General features: G+C 51.3%; 16 protein-coding genes. 2 read left to right on the plus strand and 14 right to left on the minus strand.

The features are described from left to right. Positions 1-21: 21 nt before the first annotated feature. The 9 genes from pcaF to paaA are packed head-to-tail and all read right to left on the minus strand — an operon-like array spanning position 22 to position 7,793. On the minus strand, positions 22-1,227 hold the full coding sequence (gene pcaF / locus HGT71_RS09810) for a 3-oxoadipyl-CoA thiolase (protein ID WP_214217611.1): 1,206 nt from the start codon (positions 1,225-1,227) through the stop codon (positions 22-24). Then, positions 1,220-2,674, minus strand: a complete 1,455-nt coding sequence (locus HGT71_RS09815; RefSeq protein ID WP_214217612.1) for a 3-hydroxyacyl-CoA dehydrogenase — start codon at positions 2,672-2,674, stop codon at positions 1,220-1,222. Before HGT71_RS09815 ends, pcaF begins: the two co-directional genes overlap by 8 nt. Position 2,675: 1 nt before the next feature. Beyond that, complete coding sequence (paaG, locus tag HGT71_RS09820) at positions 2,676-3,461, minus strand: 2-(1,2-epoxy-1,2-dihydrophenyl)acetyl-CoA isomerase PaaG (protein ID WP_214217613.1); 786 nt, start codon at positions 3,459-3,461, stop codon at positions 2,676-2,678. 2 nt (positions 3,462-3,463) lie between these two features. Continuing rightward, positions 3,464-4,231, minus strand: coding sequence for a 2,3-dehydroadipyl-CoA hydratase PaaF (gene paaF, locus HGT71_RS09825; protein ID WP_214217614.1), 768 nt, complete (start codon positions 4,229-4,231; stop codon positions 3,464-3,466). After that, positions 4,228-5,295: a 1,2-phenylacetyl-CoA epoxidase subunit PaaE gene (paaE, locus tag HGT71_RS09830; RefSeq protein WP_214217615.1), complete on the minus strand. Its 1,068-nt coding sequence runs from the start codon at positions 5,293-5,295 to the stop codon at positions 4,228-4,230. Before paaE ends, paaF begins: the two co-directional genes overlap by 4 nt. A 7-nt stretch (positions 5,296-5,302) precedes the next feature. Next, positions 5,303-5,800, minus strand: coding sequence for a 1,2-phenylacetyl-CoA epoxidase subunit PaaD (paaD, locus tag HGT71_RS09835; RefSeq protein WP_214217616.1), 498 nt, complete (start codon positions 5,798-5,800; stop codon positions 5,303-5,305). A gap of 11 nt (positions 5,801-5,811) precedes the next feature. Next, complete coding sequence (gene paaC / locus HGT71_RS09840) at positions 5,812-6,558, minus strand: 1,2-phenylacetyl-CoA epoxidase subunit PaaC (protein WP_214217617.1); 747 nt, start codon at positions 6,556-6,558, stop codon at positions 5,812-5,814. A gap of 7 nt (positions 6,559-6,565) precedes the next feature. Then, positions 6,566-6,853 carry a 1,2-phenylacetyl-CoA epoxidase subunit PaaB gene (gene paaB / locus HGT71_RS09845; protein WP_214217618.1) on the minus strand — a complete coding sequence of 96 codons (288 nt, stop codon included), beginning with the start codon at positions 6,851-6,853 and terminating at the stop codon, positions 6,566-6,568. A 10-nt stretch (positions 6,854-6,863) separates the two neighbouring features. Further along, a complete protein-coding gene (gene paaA, locus HGT71_RS09850) occupies positions 6,864-7,793 on the minus strand; it encodes a 1,2-phenylacetyl-CoA epoxidase subunit PaaA (protein ID WP_062812184.1) in 930 nt (309 codons plus the stop codon). A gap of 284 nt (positions 7,794-8,077) precedes the next feature. On the opposite strand from paaA, the gene paaZ reads away from it, so the two are divergent. Then, positions 8,078-10,138: a phenylacetic acid degradation bifunctional protein PaaZ gene (gene paaZ, locus HGT71_RS09855; protein WP_214217619.1), complete on the plus strand. Its 2,061-nt coding sequence runs from the start codon at positions 8,078-8,080 to the stop codon at positions 10,136-10,138. Positions 10,139-10,204: 66 nt separating this feature from the next. On the opposite strand, the gene HGT71_RS09860 is transcribed toward paaZ, so the two are convergent. After that, complete coding sequence (locus HGT71_RS09860; RefSeq protein ID WP_214217620.1) at positions 10,205-10,744, minus strand: serine acetyltransferase; 540 nt, start codon at positions 10,742-10,744, stop codon at positions 10,205-10,207. A gap of 86 nt (positions 10,745-10,830) precedes the next feature. On the opposite strand from HGT71_RS09860, the gene HGT71_RS09865 reads away from it, so the two are divergent. Then, entirely contained in the window at positions 10,831-12,768 is a 1,938-nt protein-coding gene (locus HGT71_RS09865) for an acyltransferase family protein (RefSeq protein ID WP_214217621.1), read from the plus strand. Positions 12,769-12,808: 40 nt separating this feature from the next. Here HGT71_RS09865 and mdlD read toward each other — a convergent pair whose 3' ends face one another. From mdlD to HGT71_RS09885, 4 genes are read right to left on the minus strand one after another with little or no spacing between them, the layout of a single operon-like run. Continuing rightward, positions 12,809-14,119, minus strand: a complete 1,311-nt coding sequence (gene mdlD / locus HGT71_RS09870; RefSeq protein ID WP_214217622.1) for an NAD(P)-dependent benzaldehyde dehydrogenase MdlD — start codon at positions 14,117-14,119, stop codon at positions 12,809-12,811. 34 nt (positions 14,120-14,153) lie between these two features. Further along, positions 14,154-15,509, minus strand: a complete 1,356-nt coding sequence (locus tag HGT71_RS09875; RefSeq protein ID WP_214217623.1) for a cytochrome c — start codon at positions 15,507-15,509, stop codon at positions 14,154-14,156. Positions 15,510-15,511: 2 nt separating this feature from the next. Continuing rightward, complete coding sequence (locus HGT71_RS09880; protein WP_214217624.1) at positions 15,512-17,710, minus strand: PQQ-dependent dehydrogenase, methanol/ethanol family; 2,199 nt, start codon at positions 17,708-17,710, stop codon at positions 15,512-15,514. Between the two features lie 26 nt (positions 17,711-17,736). Beyond that, positions 17,737-18,585 carry a transporter gene (locus HGT71_RS09885; protein ID WP_214217625.1) on the minus strand — a complete coding sequence of 283 codons (849 nt, stop codon included), beginning with the start codon at positions 18,583-18,585 and terminating at the stop codon, positions 17,737-17,739. Positions 18,586-18,902: the final 317 nt, after the last annotated feature.

Here is an 18,902-nt window from a genome sequence, read left to right on the forward strand (position 1 = left end):
ATTGCTCGCAGGTTGATCCGTTCATACACGCTCAAGAATCAGGGCGATACCCTGACCCACGCCGACACACATGGTGCATAAGGCAAAACGCCCGCCACGACGCTGTAGCTCATACGCCGCCGCTAAGGCAATACGAGTACCGCTCATCCCTAGAGGGTGCCCCAAGGCGATCGCGCCACCATTCGGGTTAACATGGGGCGCATCATCGGCCAGGCCCCATTGACGCAGGACCCCTAAGGCTTGTGCGGCAAAAGCCTCGTTCAGTTCAATCACATCCATGTCGTTCAGGGTTAAGCCCGCCGTATGCAACACTTTCTGCGTCGCCGAGACCGGCCCTAACCCCATCAATCGTGGCTCTACCCCTGCGGTCGCCATGGCGACGACCCGCGCCAGCGGTTGCAGATGTGAGGCAACGGCAGCACGTTCACTGGCAATGATAAGGGCCGCAGCCCCATCATTAATTCCCGACGCATTACCCGCTGTCACACTGCCCCCTTCACGAAAAGGGGCTTTCAAGCCTGCCAACTGCGCGGCGGTCGTATTTCCACGTGGATGTTCATCAACCGAAAAGACCTGAGTCGCCCCTTTTTTGTCGGTAATGTTGACGCCAATAATCTCTTGGGCGAAGTAACCGGCCTGTTGGGCTTGAGCGGTACGTTGTTGGCTGCGTAAGGCGAAGGCATCCTGATCTTGCCGAGAGATAGTTAAAAACTCTGCCACGTTTTCGGCGGTTTCCGGCATGCTCTCGCACCCATACTGCTTCGCCAGTAGCGGATTGATAAACCGCCACCCCATGGTGGTATCAAATAGCTCTTGTTGACGCTGAAACGGCGTGGTCGCTTTTCCCATCACAAAGGGCGCACGCGACATCGACTCCACCCCTCCGGCAATCATCATCTCGCTGTCCCCGGCACGGATCGCGCGCGCGGCAAAACCCAGAGCATCTAAGCCGGAGCCACATAAACGGTTGAGTGTCGTCCCCGAAATCTGTGGCGGGAGATTGGCTAATAATAAGGCCATGCGAGCAACGTTACGGTTATCCTCCCCGGCCTGATTGGCACAGCCAAGAATGACATCATCAATACGGTCGAGATCTAACTGTGGTGCGCGTTGCAGTAAGGCGCGTAACGGGATTGCGGCCAAATCATCGGCCCGCACTGAGGAGAGCGCCCCAGCATAACGGCCAATTGGGGTGCGGATCCCGTCACACAGATACGCTTCAGACATGGCTTACCTCCACAGACTCGGTCACCCGAGGCATCGCATAGTGCGCCAGTAATGCTTTTTGCCGTAGCAGAGGACAGGGGCGATAACGTTCTTCACCGTAGTAATGCTGTAGATTTTCGAGCAGCGTTAACACTCTGCCCCACCCCCATTCAGCCCCCCATGCCAGCGGCCCTTTAGGGTAATTGACGCCCGTTTGCATCGCGATATCGATATCCTCTGCGCTAGCGATACCTTTTTGCAGGGCGTCCAAGGCTTCATTAATAATCATCGCCACCGTACGACTGACTAACAGTCCGGGGTAGTCGGTAATCATCACTACCTTTTTGCCCTGCTGCTGAAAATAGTACACAACGCTTTCGGTTTGCTGACGCGTATTCGTGCTGGAGGCCGCCAAGACGATGGTGCTGCCTAAACTTAAGTCGTAAACCACCACCGGTTGTTGATGACGAACCGCGAGACAGGTCGCCGTCTCGCCCTCGGTCGGTACTACGCTTACCCCATCGATCTCCAGCCTACCGGCTGGGGAGCGATTCACCTTTAGGACGCGCGAAGCTACGGTTTTCTCACCGATCACCTCTGGATGCGGCAGTGACCAATCGTAGACGCCTCGACCCGATTTTTTCCCCAGACGGCCGGCACTCACTAATGATTGCTGCGTAAGGGAGGGAAGGAAGCGCCGGTCTTGCCAAAAACCATGATAAACCGAACAGGTCACCGCGAAATTGACATCTTGGCCAATCAAATCGGTCAAGGCGAGCGGTCCCATGGCAAACCCCCCGGCATCCTTCAGTGCACTATCGATCACTTCCGGCGCTGCGACGCGGTCTTCTAAAGCCCGCCAAGCTTCGCCATAGAATGGCCGAGCCACGCGATTAACGATAAACCCTGGCGTGGAGTGGCAAATAACAGGCTGTTTCCCCCAGCCGCGCACTTCATCAGCCAGCAACTGGATAACGGCCTCGTCGGTTTCGATCCCCCGCACCACTTCCACCAATTTCATTACTGGGGCGGGATTGAAAAAGTGTAACCCGGCAACGCGTTGGGGAGAGGTAAGATGGCGCGCAATCTCCGTTATAGAGAGGGACGAGGTATTACTGGTAAAAATGGCTTTTTCGCTACAGATGGCTTCCAGTTTCGCAAATAATTGCTGTTTTATCTCGCAGTTCTCTGCCGCAGCCTCAATCACCAGATCGGCATCGGACAACTCGCTTAGCTGGTAAGCGGGGACAAGGCAGGCTAGGATCGCCTCACGTTGTGAAGCCGAAATCTTGCCGCGTTGTACGCGTGAATCGAGCCGCTTTGCAATCCCTTCTATCGCCCCCGTCACTGCAGCAGGATTGATATCGTAGAGTTTGACCCGTTTTCCCTGTTGCGCAGCGACTTCTGCGATACCGGCACCCATGGTACCGCCACCGATCACTGCTACGGTATGAAGTGTTATCGTCATCCTATTTCCCCGTGAACTGTGCTGGACGTTTAGCCAGAAATGCACTGACCCCTTCTCGATAATCGCGGCTGCGTCCGGCAAGACGCTGAAAGTCACGTTCAACATCGAGCTGCTGCGCAAGGGTGTTTGTCTCGGCGGCGCGCAACGCTTGCTTAATCAGTCCCAACCCATAGGTCGGTTGCGTGGCCAAATGCTGAGCCAACTGCTCGACGGTGGCCGAGAATTCTGAGTCATCAACCACTTGCCAAATCAGTCCCCACGCTTCAGCTTGCTCAGCGCTAAGCTTTCCCCCTAACAAAGCCAGCCCCGCCGCGCGTGCACGGCCTGCCAGTCGGGGTAATAGCCACGTTCCGCCGCTGTCAGGAACCAACCCTAGGCGGCTAAATGCCATCACGAAACTGGCTTGGCGACTGGCAATCACGATGTCACAGCCTAACGCCAACGTCGCCCCCGCGCCTGCCGCAACCCCATTCACGGCTGCGATAACCGGCTTGCGTAGGGCCGCCAAACGCTTCACTAACGGGTTGTAGAGTGTTTCTACCGACTCCCCCAAATCCGGCGCAGGGCCATTGGGATCGACGTTACGGTCGTTAAGATCTTGCCCGGCACAGAAGCCGCGCCCGGCTCCCGTAATCACCACACAGCGTATACTGTCATCCTGCTCGGCTTGGGTCAGACGCTTGGCCAAAGCTTGATGCAGGGCGACATTAAAACTATTGAGTCGGTCTGGACGATTCAGCGTCAGGGTCATAACCCCACGCGTCACTTCACAAAGTAGCGTCTCCATATTTAGCACCCCCGATAATGCGCGGGACGCTTCTCGAGGAAGGCTGCAATACCCTCTTCTCGATCGGCGGTTGCCGCTAATAAAGTGAATAGCTGACGTTCTTGAATCAGCCCCGCCTGCAGAGGCACTTCTTGTGCCTGCCTTAACGATTGTTTAGCCGCCTGTAACGCTAAGGGGGCGTGGCGAGAAAGGGTTTTAGCCAGTGCGAGGGCATAGTCGACGCAGAGCTCATCCGGATAAATATCGCTGATTAATCCCGCCTGTAACGCCATCTGCGCGCCAATACTCTCACCGCTGAGGATCATACGGCTTGCAAGGGCTTTCCCTACACAGCGAATAAGGCGTTGCGTGCCCCCCGCGCCAGGGATAATGCCGAGTTTAATTTCGGGTAACCCAAACTGCGCATTCTCTCCCGCCACCGCAAGGTCGCAGAGCAGCACGAGTTCACAGCCCGCTCCCAATGCATAGCCATTTACGGCGGCAACCAGCGGCTTAGGAAACGCATTAAGTCGCGCCCATAATTGCGGGCGCAAATCGTTAAAGGTTGCAGGTAAATCTTTCTCTGCCATCTCCCGCAGATCGGCCCCCGCGGCAAAAAAACGCGTATTACCGGTGATCACACACGCCGTAATGGATACGTCATTTGCCGCCGCCTCTAGCGCCTCAGCAAGCTGTTCTAAGGTGGCATTATCTAAGGCGTTACGCGCCTCGGGACGATTAAGGGTAATGAGTAACACCTTGTCGTGCTGAGTAAGAATAAGTTGGCTCATACCATCCCCTTCGCATCAAAATCGATCACAACATCCGGCGTGGTGGGGAGCGCTTGGCAGCTCAGTACGTAGCCTGCCGCAAGTTCATCCGGTTCCAAGCTATAGTTGACCGCCATCTCCACTTGACCGCGTACTACTTTGCATTTGCAGGTGGCACAGACGCCGCCTTTACAGGCGTAGGGTAAGTCGGCCCCTTGACGCAATGCCGCATCGAGTAGACTTTCATCTTCTGCCGTGAGCGTTAGGGTGCGATCACGACCGTCCTGACGCAGGGTAAAGTGATGGTCAGCGCTTTCACTACGGCGCACACGCGGCGTAACAGGCCCTGAGTTAAAGCGTTCGACATGAATCGCCTGTTTTGCCATCCCTAAGGTATGCAACACCATTTCGGCTTCATCCATCATGCTATTAGGGCCGCAGATAAAAGCTTGATCAAATTGGCGAAAATCCAATAACCGCCGGCCAAGCGCCCGCAGTTTTTCACCGTCGATATGCCCTTGTAATAAGTCACTGTCGACGCTTTCTTGGCTAAATATTGATATCCACTGAAAACGCTCGGGGTATGTATCTTTAAGGTCCGCTAAAGCTTGGCGGAACATCATCGTTTGGCTACTCCGATTACCGTAAAGCAGGGTGAATTGGCTGGCAGGTTCCTGTAATAAGGTGGCTGAGATAATCGCCAGCATCGGCGTGATACCGGAACCGGCAGCAATCGCCAAGTAATGCCCCTGCCTGTCGGCTTGAGGTTGGTAGCCGAAGTTACCCTGCGGTATCATCACCTCCATCTCTGAGCCGACCTGAATACCCTCGCGCGCAAAGTTAGAAAACCGTCCGCCCTCTATCGCTTTAACCGCTACGCTGACCTGCGTCGACGAAGCGCCGCGACAAATGGAGTAGCAGCGGCGTAACTCTTCACCGGCGACACGCGCTTTCAGCGTAAGGTGTTGCCCCGGACGAAAATGATAAGCGGCTTCTAGCGCCTCTGGGATGGCAAAGGTAATGGTGACGGCCTCCCGCGTTTCGGGTTCGACGCTAGCGACCTTTAATGAGTGAAATGTCGTCATGGCAGCCTCAGATACATTTGAAATAGTCGAAAGGTTCGCGGCAGCTCTCGCAACGATATAGCGCTTTACAGGCAGTCGAGCCGAATTCGCTAATCAGCGAGGTCTGTTGACTGCCGCAACGAGGACAGCTAACGTCTATCGGCTCGAAGGCATGGCAGCTGTGGCCCACCGGTGGACTAATACCGTAGTGACGTAAGCGTTGGCGAGCTTCCTCGCTCATCCAATCAGTCGTCCAAGCTGGGTCGAGTTGCAACACCACGTGGATCGGCGCAAAGCCATGGTCAGATAACCTGTTCTGTATTGCGCCAATCAGATGCTCCGTCGCCGGGCAACCGGAATAGGTGGGCGAAAAACCAATTACCCAGCCTTCTCCTTGCTGACGGACACTTCTCACCATCCCTAAATCAGTAATACTGAGCACCGGTATCTCAGGATCGGGGATTTGGCTAAGTAAGTGCCAGATTTCTGGGATTTCCGCGGGAAGAATCTGCTGTAAGCGTTGCATTTTCGACTCCTTTACCATTGCTGACCCGGATAAGAGCGCGGCAAGATTTGCATTTCGGCCAGCATCGGCCCGAGATGTTCAGTATGTAGCCCTTGTTTGCCGCCTCGGCGATAAGCTGCCTCTTGGGGTAAAAGTAATCCAGCCTGATAAACCCCGGCTGTCACCTCCTCCCGCCACGGTGCCTCGAGCTGGCGGGGATCAACGCCAATACCTGCCGCAGCCATCGCTTGGTCATGCTCATCGGCTTCGAATAACTCGGCGGTGAAACGCCACAGTTCATTAATCGATCCTTGTACTTTTTCTGCCGACAGTGCAGTGCCTTGCCCTAAGCGCTCAAGCCAACCGCGGCTAAAACGTAAATGGTATTTCACTTCTTTTAGAGCCTTTGCGGCGATTGCCGCAATTTGCGGATCTTGGCTAGTGATCAATCGGCTGTAGAGTGCGACGTGCCAAGCATCAATAAAATATTGTCGGACCAAGGTATCGCCGAAATGCCCGTTGGGCTGCTCGACCAGCAGCAGATTACCGAACTGGCGCTCATCACGTTGAAAGGCGAGGCTATCTTCATCTTGGTCGCCGAGACGTTGCCCGGCATAAGTTAGAAAATTTCTGGCTTGCCCCAAAATATCGAGCCCAATATTGGCCAGAGCGAGGTCGATCTCCAGTTCCGGGGCATGACCACACCATGCGCCTAGCCGTTGAGAGAGCACCAAACCATTGTCGCCGAGACGCAAAACGTAGGTCGTTAAACTGTCCATCAGGGCCTCACATATGTTCGATGCCGTCAGGCAGTTGATAAAAAGTAGGATGGCGATAGATTTTGCTTTCCGCTGGCTCGAAGAACTCGCCGCGGTCTTCCGGTTGTGAGGCCACAATTTCAGCCGCTTTGACGACCCAAATCGAGCAGCCCTCGCTGCGCCGAGTGTAGGTATCGCGCGCATTTTCGAGCGCCATCTGATCGTCGGCAGCATGTAGGCTGCCGACATGGCGATGAGAAAGTCCCTGTTGACTGCGTACAAAGACTTCATATAACGGCCAGTAGTGTTGACGCATAATAAACTCCTTAAGCGACTTCGCGCTGCGCGCGTTTCTCGGCGTGGGCTAAGGCTGCTTCTCTGACCCAAGCCCCGTCCTCCCAAGCTTTACGCTTGGCGGCTAAACGTTCATGGTTACAGAGTCCGCGACCATTAATGACGTCATTGAACTCTTGCCAGTCGATCTCACCGAATTGGTAATGGCCTGTGTTTGTATCGAACCTTAGCGCCTTGTCCGGTACCTGCATTCCCAGCAATTCGACTTGTGGCACGGTGTTATCAACAAAGCGCTGGCGTAATTCGTCATTACCGAAACGTTTAATTTTCCATGCCAAGCTTTGGGCACTGTTGGGGGATTCGTCATCATTCGGCCCAAACATCATCAGGGCTGGCCACCAAAAGCGATTAATCGCATCCTGTAACATCGCCCGCTGTGAGTCACTGCCTTGCGAGAGCGCCATACAGGCTTCAAAGCCTTGGCGTTGGTGAAAGCTTTCTTCTTTACAAATTTTCACCATCGCGCGGGCATAGGGGCCATACGAGGTACGACATAACGCGACTTGGTTGACGATGGCAGCACCATCGACTAGCCAACCAATGACCCCAATATCCGCCCAGTTCAGGGTGGGATAGTTGAAGATGGAAGAGTATTTCATTTTCCCCTCGAGCATCTTCTGGTAGAGGTCTTCACGCGCACAACCTAATGTTTCCGCCGCACTGTAGAGATACAAGCCATGACCGGCCTCATCTTGCACCTTGGCGAGCAGGATAGCTTTGCGTCGTAAGGAGGGCGCGCGCGTTATCCAATTGCCCTCGGGTAACATCCCAACGATCTCCGAGTGGGCATGTTGGCCAATTTGACGGATCAGGGTTTTACGATAGGCCTCTGGCATCCAGTCTTGAGGCTCTATCGCTTTTTCCTCTGCGATGGCGGTAAGAAAGCGTTGTTCATGACTCATATCAGCACCAGTCGATTCGTTAAATGTAATCAAAATAAAATAAGTGAATCATTAAACCAATACCAATAGGTTACATTCATGTTAATAAAAACCCCAATCTTTGTTTAGTTATTCTGTGATCCCTCTCACACCAGCGACTAATAAGCCACTGAAAAATATCACTTTATATTAAAATCCAAATTGAGATGTTAATCACAGGTTAATCAATATTTACGTATCACACTTTAAAATGATTCATAAAAACACTAGATTGTTACTATTCGCGTAACATTTTGGGGTGTGTGATGCAAAAATTATCCAGCTTTGTGTGTAATCAATGGCAGACCGGTCAAGGTGAGGGGCGAGTGATACGTCACGCTATTAGCGACGAAGCCCTGTGGGAGGTGAGTAGTGAGGGCATCGATTTCGCCGCAGCCTGCCACTATGCCAAAACGGTCGGAGCCCCTGCCCTGCAAGCCATGACTTTTATTGAGCGGGCAGCCTTACTCAAGGCCGTGGCGAAGCATTTACTCGCAGAGAAAGCGGCATTTTATGAGATCTCCCGGCAAACCGGGGCAACACGCGCTGACAGTTGGGTCGATATTGAAGGCGGGATTGGTACGCTTTTTACTTATGCAAGCCTCGGTAACCGTGAACTGCCCGATGATATCCTCTGGCCTGAAGACCCCCTAATCCCACTGTCTAAGGAGGGGGGGTTTGCAGCTCGCCATGTATTAACCTCAAAACAAGGAGTCGCCGTCCACATTAACGCCTTCAATTTTCCCTGCTGGGGAATGTTGGAAAAATTAGCGCCGACTTGGCTGGCCGGTATGCCTGCCATTGTTAAGCCTGGCACGGCAACAGCTCAGGTAACACAGGCGATGGTTAAATCGATGGTAGAGAGTGGGATCGTCCCTGATGGCGCGATCAGTCTGATCTGCGGATCCGCCGGTGATCTCCTTGATCAGTTAGATAGCCAAGACGTCGTGACCTTTACCGGATCCGCTACCACAGGCCAACAACTCCGTATACATCCTAACCTCGTTAAACAGTCGATACCTTTTACCATGGAAGCGGACTCGCTAAATTGCTGTGTGCTCGGAGAGTCCGTGACCCCAGACGCTCCTGAATTCGGCTTATTTATTCGAGAGATTGTCCGAGAGATGAGTGCCAAGGCAGGACAGAAGTGTACCGCGATTCGCCGTATTATGGTCCCTGCAACGCAATTGGATGCCGTGCGCCGCGCACTGCTGGAGAAACTGTCAACACTCCCAGTGGGCGATCCCAGCCAAGCGGGCATAAAGATGGGAACCTTAGTCAATCGCGCGCAACAGCAAGATGTTCAGCAGCAAATCGATACCTTATGTCAGGCTGGATGCGAACGTCTACTCGGGGGACATATCGACCCACAACTTCCCGGTGCAGGCTATCCATTAACCTTACTTTACTGTCCGCAGCCGGACGCCACCGCCGCCGTCCATGAGATTGAAGCCTTTGGACCCGTTGCGACGCTGATGGCTTATCGTGATAAAGCGCATGCTGTCACCTTGGCGCGTGCAGGGGGTGGCAGCCTTGTGGCGACCTTCGTCACAAACGATGATCACGCCGCGCGTTACTTTATCGCCGGTGCCGCTCACGCACATGGACGGATACAAATCTTAAATCGCGACGCTGCCGCGGAATCGACGGGCCATGGCTCGCCCCTACCGCAGTTAGTGCATGGTGGCCCTGGTCGCGCGGGGGGCGGCGAAGAGCTAGGGGGGCTACGCGCGGTGAAACATTATCTGCAACGCACCGCGATTCAAGGTAGCCCTTCAATGCTCGCCGCCGTAGGTCAACAATGGGTACGCGGTGCAACAGTCCAGGAGGACACCGTACACCCTTTCCGTAAATATTTTGAAGAGTTACAACCGGGTGACAGTTTGCTGACTCACCGTCGAACACTGACTGAGGCCGATATTGTCAATTTTGCCTGCCTAAGTGGCGATCATTTTTATGCTCATATGGATAAAATTGGTGCCGAGGCCTCTTTCTTTGGCGAACGCGTTGTCCACGGCTATTTTATCGTTGCTGCCGCGGCGGGCCTTTTCGTCGATGCTGGGGTCGGACCAGTCATTGCCAATTATGGCTTGGAAGGACTCCGTTTCCTGCAGCCGGTGAAACCTGGGGATACCATTCAGGCTCGGTTAACCTGCCAACAAAAAACCATCAAACGCCAGCGTAGCGCTGAAGAGCGTGCAACCGGCGTCGTGCAGTGGGCAGTCGATGTAACTAACCAGCATCAGGAAGTGGTCGCGGTCTACTCTATTCTAACCTTGGTCGCGCGCCGAGAGACCGATTTTCCCGCTGATGCTATAGCGGAATAAAGGGATGAGGGCATGAGTTAGCCTAACCGGCTCATGCCCAATGCTCGAGATAACCCATCGCAAAAATTATTCCTTAGGCCGAATACAAAACTGATTGACGCTGTGGTAAGTACTATTGGCGGGAATATCATGATTAACGAAAGCCCCCGCGCCGATTGTCACATTATCGCCGATCACAATATGTTCTGAAATAATGCAGCTGTTCGCCCCAATGTTAACGTTATTACCAATAGTGATGGTATTGCTGTTATCGGACTTCAATCCTATCGTCGTATTTTGCCGTACCGTGAAATTTTCGCCTATTGTGCAGCGTCGCGAGATCACAATCCCTGCCTGATGACCAATGGTCAGACCCGCGCCTATTTGAGTGCCTAACTCAATCTCGGTGTTGTATTTAAAGAACAGATTACGGTTAATTCGCTTAGCTAACTTCTGCCGATATCGACGGTTACTGAGATAAAGAAAATTCGCTAACCGCCACCAGAATACATAGCGTTTCTTCGGCTTTTTGTACGCTGAATGGATAGCCTTTCTCCAAGAAAACGGTCTATTTTCCTGGCCTATCACCTCTCGATGTAAACACTGTTTTAACTCATCAACTGACATATCTGGTTACATCCATTGGGATAACGTTAACGAATGCATTACTATATAGCGATTAGGGTGTTAATTACAGTTTCGGATTCTTTTCAATGCAACAGGCTACGTTTCGTTACGACATAAACGGCTTACGGGCTTATGCCTTATTATTGGTCGTATTTTATCATTTTAATCTGCCGCTTTTTCATGCTGGATTTATCGGTGTCGATATCTTCTTCGTTATTTCCGGTTATTTTATGACGAAGATCATTTTTGATAATTCTCGTAGTAATAAATTTAATATTAAGGACTTTTTTTACGCCAGATTTATTAGGATCGTCCCGCCGTTATTATTCGTTACCCTCATATTCTATTGTGTAAGTTTTTTTATTCTGAACCCAGGCGATTTTCAGTACTATTGTAAGTACATTATTAAGTCTCTTACTTACACCTCGAATATCTCCTTACTCAAAGAGGCCGACGACTATTTCGCGGCTAACAGTGCAAGGAATTTACTGCTGCACACATGGTCCTTGTCGGTAGAGTGGCAATTCTATCTGCTTTACCCTTTTCTGTTTATTTTACTGAATAAAGCGATTAAGCGGCCTAAAGGGTTGATCATTACCCTCAGCCTTTTACTACTTTCTTCATTACTCTTTTCGGTTTATCAATCGACGCTTAATCGCGCCTATGACTTCTATATGCTGACGACGCGTGCATGGGAAATGCTGGCAGGAGGGCTGGTCTATCTCTTTGAATGCAGCAGAACGACGCAACAAAACCGCCCTGCTATTCTTTGTAAGTTAGTAGGGATAGGCCTTCTTGTCGTCTCATTAATCATCATTAATGAAAAAGATCCGTGGCCGGGTTATTTAGCTAGCCTTGCGGTGATCGGTTCGTCGCTGATCATTTTTTCACCGAATAATAGGTTACGGTTTTTTAATAATCGGCTGATTTATACCCTTGGATTAGCCTCTTATTCGATTTATTTATGGCACTGGCCGATTCATTTTTTTGCTAATTACTACTTACCCCACCCCTCTACGCTTACCAATATTTTATTTGTAGCCTTATCGATCCTCATTGGCTATGGAAGTTATCGATTTATTGAAAGCAAGGGGATTGCTTGGGCGAAAAGTAAAGGCCAATTATTCTCCTTTTCTTTTTTCTTATGCATAGCATTGATTTTTATCGGTCTCGCAGACCAGACCCGCAAGCATTCTGGATTCCCTTGGCGAGGGGGTGAAAGTTATCTTTCAGTCGTTAATAAAATCAAAATGCCTAGCCCGGAAAATGGCTGGTGCTTTTACTCTATCGCCACGGATCATCAACTCTCTGTTGGCCTACCTGGCGTCCAATGTCAGATTGGTGACACCACTCATCCACAGGTTAAAGCGTTACTCTTTGGCGACTCTTATGCCGGACAGTACATTCCCTTTTGGCATAAGGTGGGAGAAAAGAATGCAATGCAGATCCAGGCAGTCACCACCAATTGGTGTAATCCCTCTACCGGTAAAGATTTCCTTGGGCCTCGTACTTCACCCGCCTATCAGCAATGTCTGTTTAATCGCCACTATGTTCTCGACCATATTAGCGATTATAACGTCATTATATTAGCCGGATCTTGGACCAAGGCTTTCGCGAATCCCCATGCCGTTGAAGGCCTGCATGAATTAATCAGTAGAATTCAGCAACAGAATATTCCGCTGATTATTATGGAAGAGCCTTACCAATTTGCAGAAAATATCGGGAATCGTTATAAGCAGCAGTTATGGCGACATCACTATTTCGATATTCGGCCTTACACCTCTGTGAAAATCGATAACAAGATTAAAGCCACCAGCCAACAGCTCGACCAGTTGAGCGCTAATTCCGTACAGACGCTACACCTGCGCCGCAGTGATCTCTTCTCACCGACGCATTATGCCGTCGATGATATTCCTTATTCATTGGATGGAGGGCATATCAGTGTGCTGGGCTCGTTAGCCGCTGAGCGCTATTTTATCGCACAAGGTGGCAATGAGAAGCTTCGCCATTTCCTCAAGCAATAAGCTCGTTCATCCCCCAGTACACTGGGGGATGAATAATTATCTACTCAACGATACGAATAGATTTACGGTGCGTGAAGGCTTGGAAGCTAAAGAAACCGTGATATTCTCCCATACCTGAGCCACCCACCCCGCCAAACGGCAGATAAGGGGAAAAGAAGTGGGTCAATGTACCATTAACTTGCGCATCGCCACTCGGTACCGCGCTAATCACTTTTTTACCTGTCGCCGTGTCCTGAGTGAAGACATAAAATGCAAGCGGATTTGGATGACGACGGTTAATCTCCTGCACGACTTGATCAACCTCCTCATAGTTAACGATAGGTAATACCGGCCCGAACAGCTCTTCCTGCATTAACGCATCATCCCACTGTACATCAGATACGACAGTCGCTTGTAGATAGCGATTAGCGGGGTCAGCTTGTCCACCGATATCAACATGTCCACGGGTCTGCGTCAGTAACTCGAGTAAATGCTCAACCTGCCGTTGACTCACGACTTTACCGGTAGAATGCACTTCGGGGAGCTGCTCACGAATGGCTTGCGTTAATCGATCCACTAATGCGGTTTTAAGGCTAGAGGGCACCAGTACATAATCCGGTGCAACACAGGTCTGACCACTGTTGGTGTATTTACCAAACATCAATTGTTGGGTGACTTGGTCGAGGTCAGCATCAGGCAACACTAAGAAAGGCGTTTTACCCCCTAGCTCTAACACCACCGGCGTTAAATGCTTCGCGGCAGCCTCCATCACCACTCGACCCACAGTCGGGCTTCCGGTAAAGAAGATAAAATCGAAAGGTAAGCTGAGCAGTAAGGTATTTTCCTCTCTGGCCCCTTGCACCACGGCCAAATAGTGACTGTCAAAGGCGGTATTGACGATATCCTCAATAACCTTTGCTGTATGCGGGACTTGCTCCGACGGCTTAATTATCGCGGTATTACCGCCTGCGATGGCACCGACGACCGGCCCAAGCGCCAAGGCAACAGGATAGTTAAAAGGACCAATGATGTAGCTAACGCCATAGGCCTCATGCTGATAAGAACAGGTTGAGGGGGCAAGGATGGTCGGCGTTTCGACCTGCTTTTCACTACACCATTCATCGAGATGCGCGAGCGCGAAGTCGATTTCGGAGACGACCTCGCCGATTTCCCCCATATCGACCAACGCTTTATCGCGACCCAAGTCCTCTGCCATCGCAACGTATAATGGCTCTTTGTGTGCCAGTAAACTCTCTTTCAGCCTAGTCAGTGCCTGCTTACGGAAGGCGACATCACGCGTTTTGCCTTGGGCAAAAAAGTCTTTTTGCTGTTGAAAAATCTGTTCGATTTTCTCTTTTGCGGTATATGACATGGTCTCTCCTTTCATTCAATAGAAGGTATTGCCTTTACTTAGGGTTATCTTGTGCATCGTGATGGCTTTCAATTTGAAACGTCCACTGCTTGCCATAGGGTTGTGCCTGCATAATGCTCCAGCCTGCGGTATTGCCCGCACCGGCATTGCCGCCATCACGAATAATTTTTTCGATATCCTGTGCCGTAAACGTGGTTGAACTATGGTTCCCCCAAGCACCGCGTAAATAGTTGATCAGATCAGCCGTCTGTTGTGCACTCAGTCGATCGGCATAGCCTGGCATGCTGACGGTAGACGGTGCCCAGTTGCCGGCGGGGAGCGTCGCCCCCTCACGGATGATTTTGACCAACGAATCCGGTAGCGGCCCGGTAACGATGGCGTTATCGCGTAGCTGCGGGAACATCCGTGCGATCCCTTCTCCTTGTCGGCCATGACATAGTGCGCAGTTATCGTCGTAGAGAGCCTCTCCCGCTGGGTGGGAGGACGGCGGCGTTTGCGCGACCCTATCTTCAGGTTGACGGGCTGGGAGGGTCTTCAGGTATTTCGCGATCGCCTGTAAGTCGGCGTCAGTCAGGTATTGGGTACTCCAACTAATCACGTCTGTCATCGGTCCAAAAGAGGCGGTCCGATCTGTCCGGCCGGTTTTTAAATACGCCACGAGCTCGTCCTCTGACCAATTTCCAAGGCCGTTATAGCGATCCGCGCCAAGATTGGGCACCGACCAGCCATCAATCACTGTGCCGCCTGCTAACCAGTGCTCACCTTGCTGTTCATCTAAGGCTTTTTCTTGCATCGCCATTCCACGGGGGGTGTGGCAAGAGCCGCAGTGTCCCAAGCCTTGCACTAAGTAGCTGCCTCGCGCCACTTGAGGATCAGAGTAAGCCTGAGCGTTAAAGGGCTTGGCCTCCGGTGCGAAAAGTCCACGCCAGATCCGTAATGGCCAACGCATCGACAACGGCCAAGGGATCTCGGTCTCTTTATTGACGGTGGGGTCGGCCTTTATGCCCTGCATAAAGTAGGCATACAATGCATTGACATCGTCATCGCTAAGACGCGAATAACTGGGGTAAGGCATAGCAGGATAGAGTGTTCGACCATCTTTACGAATCCCCTGACGCAACGCATTCGCGAACTCTTCGAGGCTATAGCCACCAATCCCTTGTGCGGGATCCGGCGTAATATTCGTCGAGTAAATGACCCCGATTGGCGATTTAATTGCCAAACCGCCGGTGAAAGGTTTCCCCCCCACCGCGGTATGACAGGCCACGCAGTCCCCCGCTCGGGCCAAATATTCGCCCTGCTTAATTAAACGTGGGTCACTCTGCGCCCCGTAGCTCGCCACACTCGATACCCATAATGCTAACCCGCAGAGAAATGAAATATTTTTCATGGCTATTTCTCCGGCATAAAGTTAGGGCCGATGATGACCTGCCCAGGGACCTGCTGCGGATTTTTTCGTGCATCGACTTCTCTTTGGTAAGTAGCGTTCGCACGCTGGATCAGAAATTGACGAATCGACTCAATTTGCGCCGCAGACATATTTTTCTTAAAACCCACCATACCGTAAGCGGTCAAGGCCCCGTCACCGACAACGCGATAGAAGGCATCGGTATCTCGAATTGCACCAGACCAACGTAGATCCGGTAATACGCCGCCCGATTCGCCGTTATCGCCATGACAGGCGGCACAATAGTCCATGTAGTGGCCATAGCCATTTTTCGCCTGCTCAGGGTCAAATTTTTCCGGTGGCTTGACCGGTAGAAATCCCTTAGTGTTGACCGGTGGTAGGGTTTTATCCCCATCTAAGGAGAAGACGACAATACGCGACTTATTAACGGTCCAGCCTCCGGTTCTTGCCACACCCCCCATCAGCAGAGGATAAATCCCGCCCCAGCCCACTTCGACCACAACATATTGCTTACCTGCCACGGAATAGGTAATCGGTGCAGCCATCACTGCGCTTTGTAAAGAGGTTTGCCAAAGTTGTTGGCCGGTCGTCGCATCGTAAGCATTAAAAAGACCATTAGTCAGGCCTTGGAAAACTAAATTACCGGCAGTAGCCAGTACTCCACCATTCCAAGGACCTTGATGATTTACCGTAAAAGCGGGGGCCTGCTTAACCGGGTCCCATGCAATCAGCCATCCTTTCAGTAACGAACCAAACTGAGTCTTCACTTTAGCGTCATCAGGGGCACCGATTTTCGACATATCCAGACCGAGGTTTAGACCTTGCGGTTTAAGCTTCGCATCTTGGCTCGGTACATAATTAAAGGGGATCTGTTGGGCTGGAAGGTAGACATACCCGGTTTTTGGGCTATACGCCATGGGCTGCCAGTTATGTCCGCCTAAATCGCCTGGCAAACTAAACCAAGGTTTTCCGGTGACTGAGTAAAGGGCATCGGGAACAGTGTTTGGTCGACCGGTTTTCGGATCGACGCCCTTCGCCCAATTGACCTCAACGTAATTTTTCGCCGAGAGAAATTGTCCGGTTTTGGCATCGAGAATATAGAAAAATCCATTTTTAGGGGCATGCATAATCACATGACGGGGCTTGCGGTCCACCAGAATATCCGCGGTCATGATCTGCTGTGTCGAAGTAAAGTCCCATTGGTCCTGCGGGGTTTCTTGGAAATGCCAAACATATTCGCCCGTCTCAGGACGCAGCGCGAGAATGCTGCCGAGGAACAGGTTGTCACCTTTACCGCCTGAGCGCTGTTGGTAATTCCAAGGTGAACCATTGCCGACACCGATATACACTAAATCAGTGACCGGATCGTAGGTAATGGCATCCCAGACCGTTCCGCCACCGCCGGATTTAACCCAGTTTCCCGGTCCCCAGGTTTTGTAAGCTAATTCAGCGAGGGGTTTATCAGAAATAGCATGATCAGGCTTATTATCAGGGGCGGGCACCGTGAAGAAGCGCCATTTTAATTTCCCCGTTTCTGCATCGAATCCAGAGACAAAGCCACGCCCCCCAAATTCAGCGCCTGCATTGCCAATAATCACCACGCCTTTTGCCACACGCGGCGCACCGTCAACAATATAGCTACGCACCTCCCCTAACTGTGCATCGTGGGGAATGGTGTCGGTTTCCCAGACAGGCTTACCGGTTTTCGCATCCAGCGCCACTAAACGTCCATCGAAGGTGCCGAGAATAATCTTCCCGTTCCAGTAAGCCGCTCCACGGTTGACCGTGTCGCAGCAACCTTTTACCGCAGTATTCCCCGGCACTTTGGGATCGTACTGCCAAAGTAGTTGTCCCGTATCCGCCTTATAAGCACGGACTTTACTCCAGTTAGTCGTCGCGTACAGCACCCCTCCAACGACTAAAGGCGTCCCTTCTTGACCACGGTTGGTATCAAAATCTTGGTACCATGCGATCTGTAACTGCTTAACGTTTTTATCGTTAATTTGCGATAACGGTGAATAACGTTGCTCAGAGTAAGTTCTTCCATAAGTGAGCCAGTCCTGTGGCGTTTTATCTGCATTGATAATCGCCGCTCCCGTATCTTGTGCATAACCCTGATGAGTCATGCTGGAGAGTAACGAGAACAGGATAGCTCCAAGGCTAAATTTATAATTATTTTTCATTAGGCATTGCTCCAGTATCACGTCCTTTAAAACATCTGCATCAAACGGAGTTTGATCACGCTTTCCGACTTAAATCCGTTTTCAATACTCGCGTCGCGTCCCCAAGTCCCGAGCAGTTGAGTATGGGAAGGGAACATATAGGCCGCACCAAAGGTGTATTTGTTTTCCGCGGGTTTGCCCTGACTGACACCGTCAACCGAGGAATTACCGCCCCACTCTTTGGTGTATGAGGTACGCAGGTCGAGGGCGGGGGTGATCAAGTAACGTAAGTGCACCTGCCCTTGGTACAAGGTATTTTGTGAGAGTCGGCTCGACTGCACACCATAGTCGTTGTTATCACCGAATTTGGTCGCATCTAGCCCTATATCGAGGAGCAGCTTATCGTAGACGGGGGTACTGAACGCCGCTTGTAACGCGTACTTCCAGCGATTTTCCCCCATATTCAGGCTCCCTTCATGGCGATAACGGCCTGTCGGCGCATAGAGGAAAGGCGTAACCCCAAAATAGGTTTGCGTCGCAGGGTCGTTATAGAGCCAAACCGTAGAAGCCAGAATTAAATCCCCTACCCCTTGAGTGCTCCCCATATCATTCCCGCCTAGCCGTCCCTTTACATGACCGAAAGGAAGCAAAAATTGCGGATCGACGGTGAATCCCCCTATCGTGGTGAAGTGGATTACACGCAATACTGAAACATCTTGATTTAATTTTGTGTCATGTTTCGTTGAGTGGCCTTGTGAGATATAATTCCCACTGTGGGAGTGGGTGTAGTAAAGCAGCCCAAGATTGGTACCTGCCGGCATTGCCGTATAATCACCGGCATCGAAATCGATCGCTAAGGCCGTATTACCCCCCCACCACAGGAGGGAAATCATCATTAATTTCTTATAGTTATACTTTATCATTTGCTCACCCTATCTCGAGAACTTCCTCATCCGTAAGCTGATGATGACTAAAGAGAGTCCATTAAAAGAGTTCTCAACATCACTCACTCAAGAAAGTTACCCAATGATGATACGTATTGCCCCACCCAACTGATAAGGTAGATATGACAACACAACCGATACATATTTCTAACAAATAGATATAAATCAGAATCATTTGATTAGTATTTTTAGTCTGTTTTACACATTAAAAAAATTTAATAAACAGAGGCGCGTCACAATGCTGAGTGACGAGCGTAAAAAAAGCGGAG

Source organism: Rosenbergiella epipactidis, from assembly GCF_018494055.1.
In the GTDB taxonomy this organism is placed as follows: Bacteria; Pseudomonadota; Gammaproteobacteria; order Enterobacterales; family Enterobacteriaceae; genus Rosenbergiella; species Rosenbergiella epipactidis.

What these genes read in the sequence shown, in the direction of transcription:
- pcaF (WP_214217611.1), bottom strand. Translation starts at nt 1,227, where the DNA reads ATGTCTGAAGCGTATCTGTGTGACGGGATCCGCACCCCAATTGGCCGT.
- HGT71_RS09815 (WP_214217612.1), bottom strand. Translation starts at nt 2,674, where the DNA reads ATGACGATAACACTTCATACCGTAGCAGTGATCGGTGGCGGTACCATG.
- paaG (WP_214217613.1), bottom strand. Translation starts at nt 3,461, where the DNA reads ATGGAGACGCTACTTTGTGAAGTGACGCGTGGGGTTATGACCCTGACG.
- paaF (WP_214217614.1), bottom strand. Translation starts at nt 4,231, where the DNA reads ATGAGCCAACTTATTCTTACTCAGCACGACAAGGTGTTACTCATTACC.
- paaE (WP_214217615.1), bottom strand. Translation starts at nt 5,295, where the DNA reads ATGACGACATTTCACTCATTAAAGGTCGCTAGCGTCGAACCCGAAACG.
- paaD (WP_214217616.1), bottom strand. Translation starts at nt 5,800, where the DNA reads ATGCAACGCTTACAGCAGATTCTTCCCGCGGAAATCCCAGAAATCTGG.
- paaC (WP_214217617.1), bottom strand. Translation starts at nt 6,558, where the DNA reads ATGGACAGTTTAACGACCTACGTTTTGCGTCTCGGCGACAATGGTTTG.
- paaB (WP_214217618.1), bottom strand. Translation starts at nt 6,853, where the DNA reads ATGCGTCAACACTACTGGCCGTTATATGAAGTCTTTGTACGCAGTCAA.
- paaA (WP_062812184.1), bottom strand. Translation starts at nt 7,793, where the DNA reads ATGAGTCATGAACAACGCTTTCTTACCGCCATCGCAGAGGAAAAAGCG.
- paaZ (WP_214217619.1), top strand. Translation starts at nt 8,078, where the DNA reads ATGCAAAAATTATCCAGCTTTGTGTGTAATCAATGGCAGACCGGTCAA.
- HGT71_RS09860 (WP_214217620.1), bottom strand. Translation starts at nt 10,744, where the DNA reads ATGTCAGTTGATGAGTTAAAACAGTGTTTACATCGAGAGGTGATAGGC.
- HGT71_RS09865 (WP_214217621.1), top strand. Translation starts at nt 10,831, where the DNA reads ATGCAACAGGCTACGTTTCGTTACGACATAAACGGCTTACGGGCTTAT.
- mdlD (WP_214217622.1), bottom strand. Translation starts at nt 14,119, where the DNA reads ATGTCATATACCGCAAAAGAGAAAATCGAACAGATTTTTCAACAGCAA.
- HGT71_RS09875 (WP_214217623.1), bottom strand. Translation starts at nt 15,509, where the DNA reads ATGAAAAATATTTCATTTCTCTGCGGGTTAGCATTATGGGTATCGAGT.
- HGT71_RS09880 (WP_214217624.1), bottom strand. Translation starts at nt 17,710, where the DNA reads ATGAAAAATAATTATAAATTTAGCCTTGGAGCTATCCTGTTCTCGTTA.
- HGT71_RS09885 (WP_214217625.1), bottom strand. Translation starts at nt 18,585, where the DNA reads ATGATGATTTCCCTCCTGTGGTGGGGGGGTAATACGGCCTTAGCGATC.